Genomic DNA, 10,748 nt, shown 5'->3' with positions numbered 1-10,748 from the left:
ACGGAGGTCGGGGAACTGGAATAGTCCGATTCGTGCTTTTGGGCAAAAACACCCATAATCCAGCAGCAGATGGTACATGTCGCCACAGGTTTCGCACCCTTGGAAAGACAGGGCTGAGTAGGTAAACAGGCAGGCGACAATACCGGCAGCATCCGCGCTCATTTCCCCTGTAAAACCGTTTCCATCCCATTGGATAAGCAGTTTATCCGCCCTGCGTGGAGCCATGTAAAAGCTGCTGTTTGACAGGGTGTATAACTCCCATTGTCCTCCCTGATAGGTGCTGCATAGCCTGTCCATCAATTGGTAGACCGTTTGTTCTACTTGGGCGAAGCGCATCCCGAACAAGGCAGGCATCACCTTCATACGTTCAGTTTCAGCGACTTTGTGGGCATTGATAGGTTCTTTTACTGTTTCATCCGTCATGGTTTTGTCCTGTTTCTGCTTGCCGTGTGTCCCAGCACTTGGGTCGGTGGTTGTGTGTGTTCCTTTTGGCCTGCCACAACCCTCTACGCTGTTGTGGCAGGTTTGGTATTACCTTCAGGCGCTTTCCCTTGTCAGGACAGGTGAGGCCAGCCCGATGAGGTAATCAGTAGCACGCTGTGCCAGCGTTGATGCCCGGAAAATGGCTTTGTGGTCGTCTTCCAGCATTTTTACATAATGGGCAATGTAAGGCGCGTGTTCATCGTCAATCAGGGGCTGAAGCCCAATCTGTGGCAGCAGGAACGCAGCTCCCAGCTCGGCCACCAGCTCCTCAAAGGCATACCCGGCACGGGAACGCTCGGCATCGCGTTGCAGGCGTGACTCATGCCCTGTCCAGTGGATGTATTCATGCCCCAGCGTGGCATAGTAGGCTTCCGCACTGCTGAACCGCTCGATGCCAGGCATACGGATCTGGTCTTTTGTTGGGCTGTAGGCCGGTGTTTGGGTGGTTTCGACCACTTTGCCGGGCAGTGCTGCAAAGAAACGGCTGGTTTCGGTGATGATGGTCGGCTTTTCACCCAGCGTGTCCTGCCCTACCCCTTCCAGTTGTTCAAGGTTGAAGACGTGGTAAGCGCGTGCCACCGGAATCTTGACGGTTCCCTCTTCGCTGTCCGGGTCGTCTTTCTCAAAGGTCTTGAAGAAACAGACCAGCGTACTCTTTTCACCCTTACGCACGTAACCGCCGCGTTCTGTGGCTTGTTGGAACGTCATCCAGTGCGGGGATGAATAGCCCTTGCGTTCTGCCTCCAGCATCAGCCGCAGGCAGTTGATGCCCTTGTAATGGTCGCCAGTGGTGCGTAATGGCAAGCTGGTGGTGTAACACTGTTTCCAGGGACGTACCCCTGCCTGCAATGCTTCGAGGATGGCGGTGGTGATTTCCTGATAGATGTCCCGTTTCATAATGATCTCCTTGTGTATCGGTGTATGGCTAAACACGCGATAGCGGACTTCCCTGCTCTGCTCTTCCAACCCCATCCTGTTGTTGAGCGTTGATGGGTCAGCAGTGCTGTGTTGTCTTTGCATCGGGCAGGTCAGGGAAAGCGGGGATTGTGTCCCGTACTTATTTGTCCCATCCCGTCGTCTCGCGTCGGTAGCCGACCGCTTCAGCACAAGACAGGGGTGCAAGGAGGAACGCAGGAACGAGTAGTCCTTGCAGCAATGGCTTTTGTTGGAGCAGGATACCGGATGACGCGAACGTTAACGGGTGGGGCAGATAGGGGACATAAGACTGCTGAACTGCCCGATTAGCCTGTTGCAAGGCACGCCAGCAGCTAAGCCAGAAACGGGCAACAGGCTAACGGCAAGTGGAACGCGCAGTGGCGGCGTAAGACGGCACGGAGGTGGCAGGGATTGGCGTGGAAATGGCGCAAGCCGTTGCAGCAGAAAGCCCGGTCTGCAAAGAGCCACCCTACCCGGAATTTGTAGCAATAAGGATTTTGTCCCGCAACTATCTCCCCAGCCACATACCCTTGTTAACAGCAAAGTCCCCCATATCAGGATAGTGATCGGTTAAAGCAGGCAGCCCCGTCCTAAGCATAACCCAGCACAAGGATAGCAATCCCCACAAACAGGAGGATGCCAGCAACAGGCAAACTATCAGCCAGCAAGACAAGCCATCATTTTGTGACAGCAAACCTGTTCTCCCAACCAGGGGTAGGTGAAAGCCAAGGGCAAACACACCGGGTGCATACCGGCTGTATACGTCCACAGGGGCATTGTTTGAGATGCTATCCAAATAGTATCGGCAACATCTGCATCCAGTGCCCTGTCAGGTAACATGTCAGGCGAGACCAACCCAGACAAGAGGAACAAGAATGCACCTGAACCTGCTGGTACTGCGTTGCCGCGACATTGAGGCCACCAGAACCTTTTACACCCAACTTGGGTTGACGTTCACACGGGAACAACACGGTAGCGGCCCAGTCCACTATTCCACCTACCTCGGCGGGCTGTTGCTGGAGTTGTACCCCACCAACGGTGAACCGGATAATGTCAGGCTAGGCTTTAGCGTCCCACCTACCCTGCTGGCACAGTTCAATACCCACACCCAAGATCCATTCCAAGGTTGCCGGGATCCCGATGGCAGGTTTGTCGCATTGTCTATGGATGAATGAAATCCCCGGCAAGGCAGCGGGTCAAGGCAAGGGCAAGGGAAGAAAGCTGGAACAAGACAGACAAGACACCAAAAAAATAAAGGCGACTGGTCAGGGGTGAACCAGTCGCCGTGCTTTCCTTATTGTTATCGTGAGACTTCCATGTCTACAAGATGGGTCTTTTCTAAAGGGCTGGGCGCATTCTGGCACAAGCCAAATCCAAAGTGAACAGAAAACTTAACGAAAACTGAACGACATTTTTTTACAGACCAAGTTCCCTGCCCCGCAACAGTTTTTCCATTCCTGTTCACCGCAGCCTTCGCACCCTTGCCCCCAAGGCGTAACCCCAATGTCCGTCTTACTGACTGCCCCAACAAATCCCCGCCCTGCCAGCCACGAAACGATGCCACCCTATGGGTAACACGGACAACACCATCCTGTCCTGGTCAGAATACTTGCCGGAAACGACCTGGATACCTTGCCTGACAGGCCGGGAAAGCCATTATAAAAGCAATCGCAGTTTTACATGTAAAACCGTCCCTACCATTTATCCAGACAGTTACAGCCAATGAATAAATACGGACAACTCCCCTGTTCCCGCCTTGTCCTGCCAACAGCACAGTTTTACATGTAAAACTTCTATCCAGCCATCACCCTGACACACCTACAGACAGTATGCAGAATATCGGCTAAACTCCTTCTATTTCATGTATATGAAGCCAATATCAAGAATATTCATACTTGACTTATGAAGCATAATAAGATATATGTCCTTAGGACATATATCTTATTATGCGAAGTGATGTGAAAGCCAGTATCTCCTTTTCTACAGCCCTGCAACGGCTGATACTCACGGAACATCCCAAACCCGTGATAAGCCGCTATGAACTGGTAGGGTACATGGTAAAACTCTACCACACCAAAACCTATGCCGGTTTACCTATTGGCAAGCTAACATCCGACCTGCCCCAGCAAACCGTCATTGAGCGCAATCTGGATAGTCTGGTCAACAAAGGCATACTGACCCAGTTCGCTAACCTGCCAGTGTTTGCTGTTGCTGGCCTGACAGCACCGACAGCGCAACAGGTCATTTGCACACTGAACCCGTTTTGCTACCTGTCACACCTGAGTGCTATGGAATGGCATCACCTGACTGACCGCATCCCCCACACTGTCCATGTGACCACCTGCACTGCCAGTGAATTCAGGCGGCTGGCAGAAGAAAAGGCCAAACAGGATTTCCAGCCCTTCCCTACCCTAGCGGACATTCCATGCAAGCACCATAAACCCGGCGGGGAGATTCAGGCGAAAACCATACAGGAACATACCCGCAAGGACTACCACCCTTACCCGGAACAACACGGTAGTGGTGGCATACGGGTTGCGCCCATCGGGCGCACCTTCCTGGATATGCTTCAGGAACCCGACTATTGCGGTGGTTTCAGCCATGTGCTGGAAGTGTTCACCGAATATGCCGGACATTATCTCCCCGTCATCCTCAAGACCATCGACAAGGAAGGTAAAGTCATCGACAAGGTAAGGGCCGGTTATATCCTGCAAGAGCGGCTAGGACACCAGCACCCCACCATTGAGGGCTGGAAAGCCTTGGTACAGCGCGGTGGCTCCCGCAAACTGCTGGCGACTGAACCTTACAAAGATTCTTATTCAGAAACCTGGTGCATATCCGTAAACTTGCCCGATGGAAACCGCGATACTTGCTTATCTAGTCCAATATATGAATAAATACGGATAAATTTATGAATATGGACACCCATCATGCACCCCGTCAGACCCGACATTACCTCTGAAACCCTCAACCTCATTGCGGAAATCGACGAGTTCAAAGGCGGCTGGCGTGTCTACCAGAACCTTGCCCCGGAACGCTTGGCAGCATTACGCCATGTGGCAACGGTGGAAAGTGTTGCCTCCTCCACCCGTATTGAAGGCGTGAAACTGACCGACCGAGAAGTGGAACACCTGCTGCAAAACTTGCAGCAACGCCAGTTCAGCACCCGCGATGAACAGGAAGTGGCAGGTTATGCCGAGGTCATGCAACTGCTGTTTGAGTCGTATACCAGCATTCCCCTGACCGAGAACCACATCAAGCAACTGCATAGCCTGTTGCTGAAATACAGCGACAAGGACGAACGCCACAGGGGGGCTTACAAAAGTCTTTCCAACAGCGTGGCGGCTTTTGGTGCGGACGGCAAGGAAATAGGCATCATCTTTGAGACTGCCAGCCCGTTTGAAACCCCGCTACAAATGCAAGAACTGCTGGAATGGACGAACCAAGCCTTGCTTGACCGCCTCCTGCATCCCTTGGTGATCGTGGCAGTGTTTGTCGTGCGCTTTCTAGCGATCCACCCTTTTCAGGATGGTAACGGTAGGCTATCGCGCATCCTCACTACCCTGCTCCTACTAAAAGTGGGTTATGTGTATGTCCCTTACAGTTCTTTGGAAAGCGTGGTGGAAGCCAACAAGGAAAGCTATTACCTGGCACTGCGTCGCACCCAGTCCACCCTGAAAAGTGACACCCCGGAATGGGGACATTGGTTACTGTTTTTCCTGCGCTCCATGAAGAAGCAGAAAGACAACCTGCTGAAGAAAGTGGAACGGGAACGTCATTTCCTGCAAGCACTGCCCCAATTGTCGGCGGACATTCTGGAACTGGCACGGGAAAACGGCAGGATCACCACCGGGGAAATCTTGCTTGCCACCCAGGCCAATCGCCCCACCATCAGGAAAAGGCTGGAAGAGTTGGTGCGCAGCGGGCTGCTACAACAGAATGGGGTTGGCAAAGGCACATGGTATTCCCTGCCGTTGCCATGACAACAGAGGAGTTTTACATGTAAAACTCCCCCATGTGCAGGTAGATGCCTGCCACCACCGATAGCGAGTGACTAGTCCCTGCTTCTTTTCCCCATCGCAAGGCACTATTCTCAAATATCCAACCAGAGAAACGGATACCATGCTCATTACCCTACATTCAGGTCGTGAGGTTTATCTCCGGGATTTGAACCAGAGCCATACCTATGCCGGGTTGCTGCTGGGTGTCCCTAACCGGGAATACAACCAGGATCTGATCAGCCAGTTCCGCCAAACAGCCCAACAGGAAATGCACACCCATTATGCGTTTGTCGTCACACCTCCTGTACTGGATGTGTTGGATGCGGATGGCAGGAAACGTACAAGCCATCGGGGTAAACCTGTGGAACGCATCCCCTACATTGCCTGCACTGCCCTGTTCCGCTCGAATGGTGTAATGCGGGAAGGCGATGAAGACATTGCGTTTGCCTCCATTCTGGCGGCGGTCTGGTTTCAGGAAACGTTTGCCCTACCGATTGATGAAGCGGTATTGGAGCGCATCAAGGCCATAGACTGGGACAGGTTGGCGGAAGCCTGGTGTCCTTGACTCCCCTACTCCAAAGATACCCCTACCCCCATCCCAAACAACCACCTCCACAGGAAAGTTTTACATGTAAAACTTTCCTACTTCGGCAAGCTCCCCAGCAAACTGTCCAGTAACTCACGCGATGGTTTGACCTCGATGGCAGGCTGGAACACACCGGTCAATGCCTTGCTGGTGTCATCAACCTGCACTGCCCTACCCCACGTTTTACCCCAGTCGTTGGTCGTGTAGCGATACCAGTCTTTGGTCTCGTTGCCGTCACGCTCACGGTAAACAGAACCGATGAGCGCACCACTGCCATCTTTGCCGATATTGAAGTCTTCCAGCACCAGGTATTCATTGACCCATGCGGGCTGGTTCAAGTCTGCCGGGAATGTCACTGAGGTACAGTCCACACCGGCAAACTGCCCTTTTCCGCGCAGTACCGTATATTCCGAACCTGGGCCTTCAATCCCCCACATGCTGAACAGCATGAAACGGTCATAGGCCGGGGTACTGTATGCCCCTTCCACCCGATGGCCTTCAGCCACCGGGTAAAGTTGCCACTGCCCTGCCCGCTGGATGAAAACCACCGTCCCCATCCCTTCCATACGCTCACCCACCAAGACAGGCAGGGTCACGCCATTCACCACGTAACCATGCAGCTCCCCCGCATCCAGCAATCCCTGCACCAGCTTGCGGTCAGGCGTGACAGCCTGTCCACATGACCAACCGGCCTGCCATGCAGGTTCCGGTAAGGCCGATTCCGCCCATGCAAGCGAACCTCCAACCCAAGTGGCTACTGCCAACCCTATTGCCAACAATTGACGCATGATGTTTTTCCTCTTGCTTGTTTCATCCACCCTCACGTTCTGACCAAGGGAGTTTTACATGTAAAACTCCCCTGCCCTGCCAACCCGACTCCCCTAACCTGCCAAAGCCAGTGCTGTCTGTTTGACTTCCAATACAGGCAGGAATTCACCCAGCCCACAACTGGGGCCAGTGTACGCCGGATTGCGGTACACCACGCCATCCTGTTCCATGTGCCGCAGGATCAGGTCGGCCATTGCCTGCCGTTCCACCTGATTGCTGCCAACCTGCATTTTCTGGAGTGCCTTTTTCAAGCCAGGACGGCTGGGACGCAACTGCCCTCCCCTGACCAGTTTGCACAAGGTCAGGTAGACAGACTCGGCCACCTGCACCTCATTGCCCTCACCGGCTTTACCCGTAAGGTACTTACCCGTTACCTGTTTTGCACCTGCCGTACCGGGGTGTGGCGTACCTGTACGCTGACTACCCTGACCGCCATGACCCTGGTGCTTTACCTTACCCGTAAGGCTGGACAGGCTGGAAGCACCGGGGGTGAGAGGGTTAACAGGCGGGGAAAAACCGGGCATAGGGAAGGTAGGGTTAGTGGTGGAGTAATCCATGCGCAACCAATCCCGTGCGAAATGGTCAACAGGGATCATGCCGGGTAGGGGTGATACACCTGCGCCACTTGCCGTACCCGCACCCGTGCCAGACACTGCCGTTTGCCCTGTACCACCCATACCGGCGGCAACAGGTAGGGTAGGTGAGGCCAAGGCAGATGAGGGTAGGGCAGGTAACGAGGGGGCAGGTTCAAACGGGGAACCATCGGCATTCAGCCCCAGCAATTGCAGCGCCTTGCGGTGGTTGCCGACATACGTGCCAATGAAATGGAAGATGTACTCAAACGTACCAATCACCACCACCGAGAACAAGAAAGATGCCACGATGCCTTCCACGCTGAACATATGTTTCAGCAAACGGATCATGCCGTAATGCTTGTCCTCGTCATATTCCAACGCCTTGGCCTGGGCAATGGCAGTGGACAGGGCAGAGGCATTACTGGTCTGGTAAGCCGCTACCTGTTCACGCGCTGCGGCTACCCTCCCTTGCGCTTCTGCCAGTTTGCTGCCGATGGTGCGGGTGCTGTATTCACTACAGGTATGGCATTGGGCTTTCTTTTGCTGCTCGGCTTCCCAGCGATGCACTTCCCCTTGGGCGGCTGCTAATGCTTGTTGGGCAGGGGAGGGTGCTGCCGCTTTGTCGGTCAGTTTGCCGATACTGCCCAGTGCCGTCTGGAACACAGGTGAGTTCTCGGAACGGTGGCGCACGGTGGCATCTTCGCGTTCCATGGATTGCGATACCTCGGAAAACAACCCGAAGAACACCACAATGCAGGTAGCAATAAGTGCAGCAGGCCCCTTGTAGCCACTGGCATACAGCAGCCCTTGCCCGAATGTCACCACCAAGGTGATGCCCAAACCCAGCCACGCATTAGCCCATTGCTCACCCGTCCAGACGGATGGGGTCAGGTCGCCGCCGACAAAATACTTCACCACAAACATGGCAGAAGCGAGAAAGGCTGCCACACCCGCCAGCCATAACAGCCAGTTGGCTTTGGTCAGGTCATCCACTAATTGGCGGACAGATTTCATGTCTTTCAGTTCTTCCGGCTTACCGCGTAAGGTATCCAGTTTTTCCAATGTAATCATTACAAACTCCTTGTTACATCCATGTACCCAACAGGAACAGCACCGCACTGAACCACAACAGATGCCCGTCAGCCCAGGCACGAATGGCGTAATACACACCACCCAGAATCACCAGACCAATCAGCACGTAGGGGAAGTGCAGGGCAAACCCGGCAAGGTTCAGGCTCTGCCACACACCGGGCAAAGCCACCAACAGCAGCCAGACCAAACCATCCCAAAGCCCCAGCACAAAACGCAGCACGGCACGTACCGGGACGGGAGGTTGGCTGTCCTGATCCATGACAGCCCCATTCACCATGAGGGCAGGGGAGGGCATTGCACTTGTCTCGGTCATGCGCTTACACTCCGTACTCCCCCGTAGCCCGACGGGGGTTCTTTGTGCCTGTCCCGTTTCCACTGCGGGGCTGGCATATCACTCGCGGCTGCCGCACCAACTGCCTCCACTGTTGTCCGGTGTGGTAGCCGCATCTTCACCCCTAGTTGGGAAGCCACCACGTCCACAGGAAGCCCCTGCAAATCGGCAAGCTGCTGTATCCATGCCAATTCCCCGGCACGTTCAAACACCGATGTTGGAACCTGCAAGGCTCGTTCACGCGAGCGTCTTTCACGCCATGCCTGTGCCTCTGTTGTCACCAGTTCCCCGTTGTGGGCTGAACGCACTAACACCCGCAGGTAAGCCAAGGGCTTGCGTACCTTCCCGGCCTCCAGCCCCATTGCCAGCACATCCAGCACGGATTGGGCTGTCTGCACCGCAAGGCCACACAACAACCCCGCCATATCCTGACGCATTCCCGCCTCCAGACCCGCAGGCCACTCCAGTTCCCCCGCCAAAGCAGGCAATCCGGCACACCCGGAATCTGTAGCAGATGAACGGCAAGAAGAAACAGACGGGCGGCTCAACCCGGAATCTGTAGCAGATACATCAACGCCTTCCCCAAACAACGCAACCCCATCTACCCCCACACGACCCAATGAAGCCGTGGGCAAAACAGCGGTTTGGGGTGAGGGCAGGGCAGGTTTACTGTTGTCGTGGTTGCTTTGTGTAAGGTTACTTAGTGATATGTCCTGTTTTGGGACGGTTTCCGGCCTAAATTGGGACGCAGGCACGCCCAAATCAGGCTGAACAGCCACCAACCGGGCGGAGGACAGGGCAGGGCAGGGGGATGAAAGTTTTTCATGTAAAACTTCCCTGCTTCCCCCATCCCCCACGCCGGAATCTGTAGCAGATACTGATACCGTAATAAATCCCTGAGATACCTCCCCGGAATTTGTAGCAGATTGTTGCACTGCATAGCCGGAATCTGTAGCACGAACAGGGGTAGGGGAGGGATAAGCAAAAAAACCACCGGAAAGTTTTTCATGTAAAACTGCAAACTCCAGTACCTCGCCAAACTTCCCCGGCGCACTGACCAGCAGCCCTTTATCCACCAGCTCCTGCTTGGCCTGCCAGATATGGTTGCGCTGTATCCCCGTCAACTGTGACAACCGCCCAGATGACAGATCATCAGATACCTTGCGGTAGCCCAAGGTCTGGCGCAGTACAGCAGCAAACACTGCCCATTGGCGTTTGCCCAGATCGGCAGCAAGGGCGGCATCCAGAATAGTGACTAATGAATTCATGCACACACCCCCTCCAGCCGTTGGCCGGAACGCACAAAGGTATGCAAGCGGATAAACTTCGCCACTTCCCAAACAGGATAACGCACCGACCTGCCCGTTTTCTGGAACGGCAACACCGGGCAATTGGGGCGCAACTCCGCAGACACACAACGCCATTGCTCCAACGTGCCTTCGGACACATCCAGCACAACAGCCGTTTGACGCGGGGTAAGAGTAGGGGGGAGGGTATTGAGGCAAAAGCCCAGTTCACGGGCAATCTGCACATACACGGCAATTTGTTCAGCCGTGAGGCCAGGCCATTCCAACAAGGCGGAATGCGGCAACTGCCCCGTGCCTGACGACAGGGCATAAACAGGCAGCGTTTCTGACATACGCAGCTCTCCATAGAAGTTTTAGGTTTAGGTAACAAGAGTACCGGGTGAACCTATCGCCTTCTAGGAAGCGACGCGCTTATTTCCGCCATTGGCGGTCTTGTATGCCACGCACACCCGGAAAGCCGGATTGTGGACATAAAAAAACCGCTCAAGAAAGCGGCGGATTGTCCGCCTAGAAGTGGGATAGGTGTCCCGTTCAGTTGTTATCAACGAGTGTAGGCGAGGGGAGGGGAGATGGCAAGGGGCGGGGAGTTTTACATGTAAAACCCATTTG

Annotated in this window: 11 protein-coding genes; 4 read left to right on the top strand and 7 right to left on the bottom strand. The window is 54.4% G+C overall.

What is annotated here, in order from left to right; genetic code table 11:
* Together Q0307_RS01630 and Q0307_RS01625 are read right to left on the bottom strand one after the other, a co-directional pair.
* On the bottom strand, positions 1–423 hold a 423-nt coding region (locus tag Q0307_RS01630), incomplete at its 3' end, for an antirestriction protein (RefSeq protein ID WP_298655500.1).
* A 114-nt stretch (positions 424–537) separates the two neighbouring features.
* On the bottom strand, positions 538–1,380 hold the full coding sequence (locus tag Q0307_RS01625; RefSeq protein ID WP_298655498.1) for a zincin-like metallopeptidase domain-containing protein: 843 nt from the start codon (positions 1,378–1,380) through the stop codon (positions 538–540).
* 914 nt (positions 1,381–2,294) lie between these two features.
* Here Q0307_RS01625 and Q0307_RS01620 point away from each other — a divergent pair.
* The 4 genes from Q0307_RS01620 (at position 2,295) to Q0307_RS01605 (ending at position 5,985) form a co-directional block, all read left to right on the top strand.
* A complete protein-coding gene (locus Q0307_RS01620) occupies positions 2,295–2,594 on the top strand; it encodes a VOC family protein (protein ID WP_298655495.1) in 300 nt (99 codons plus the stop codon).
* 771 nt (positions 2,595–3,365) lie between these two features.
* A complete protein-coding gene (locus Q0307_RS01615) occupies positions 3,366–4,316 on the top strand; it encodes a hypothetical protein (protein WP_298655492.1) in 951 nt (316 codons plus the stop codon).
* A 33-nt stretch (positions 4,317–4,349) separates the two neighbouring features.
* The gene (locus tag Q0307_RS01610; RefSeq protein ID WP_298655489.1) at positions 4,350–5,402 is read left to right on the top strand and encodes a Fic family protein; all 1,053 of its coding nucleotides are present in this window, start codon (positions 4,350–4,352) and stop codon (positions 5,400–5,402) included.
* A 139-nt stretch (positions 5,403–5,541) separates the two neighbouring features.
* A complete protein-coding gene (locus Q0307_RS01605) occupies positions 5,542–5,985 on the top strand; it encodes a hypothetical protein (protein WP_298655486.1) in 444 nt (147 codons plus the stop codon).
* A 77-nt stretch (positions 5,986–6,062) separates the two neighbouring features.
* Here Q0307_RS01605 and Q0307_RS01600 read toward each other — a convergent pair whose 3' ends face one another.
* The 5 genes from Q0307_RS01600 to Q0307_RS01580 form a co-directional block, all read right to left on the bottom strand.
* The gene (locus Q0307_RS01600) at positions 6,063–6,794 is read right to left on the bottom strand and encodes a hypothetical protein (protein ID WP_298655484.1); all 732 of its coding nucleotides are present in this window, start codon (positions 6,792–6,794) and stop codon (positions 6,063–6,065) included.
* 93 nt (positions 6,795–6,887) lie between these two features.
* The gene (locus Q0307_RS01595) at positions 6,888–8,480 is read right to left on the bottom strand and encodes a hypothetical protein (protein WP_298655481.1); all 1,593 of its coding nucleotides are present in this window, start codon (positions 8,478–8,480) and stop codon (positions 6,888–6,890) included.
* A gap of 13 nt (positions 8,481–8,493) precedes the next feature.
* The gene (locus tag Q0307_RS01590) at positions 8,494–8,814 is read right to left on the bottom strand and encodes a hypothetical protein (protein ID WP_298655478.1); all 321 of its coding nucleotides are present in this window, start codon (positions 8,812–8,814) and stop codon (positions 8,494–8,496) included.
* Positions 8,811–10,100 (bottom strand): replication protein, encoded by a 1,290-nt coding sequence (locus tag Q0307_RS01585; RefSeq protein ID WP_298655475.1) that lies wholly within the window; start codon positions 10,098–10,100, stop codon positions 8,811–8,813. The genes Q0307_RS01590 and Q0307_RS01585 overlap by 4 nt, the downstream gene beginning before the upstream one ends.
* Positions 10,097–10,471, bottom strand: coding sequence for a hypothetical protein (locus tag Q0307_RS01580; protein WP_298655472.1), 375 nt, complete (start codon positions 10,469–10,471; stop codon positions 10,097–10,099). Before Q0307_RS01580 ends, Q0307_RS01585 begins: the two co-directional genes overlap by 4 nt.
* Positions 10,472–10,748 lie beyond the last annotated feature (277 nt).

The organism is uncultured Thiothrix sp. (assembly GCF_937873765.1).
Lineage (GTDB): Bacteria > Pseudomonadota > Gammaproteobacteria > Thiotrichales > Thiotrichaceae > Thiolinea.
This window is presented reverse-complemented; position numbering and strand designations above follow the sequence as displayed.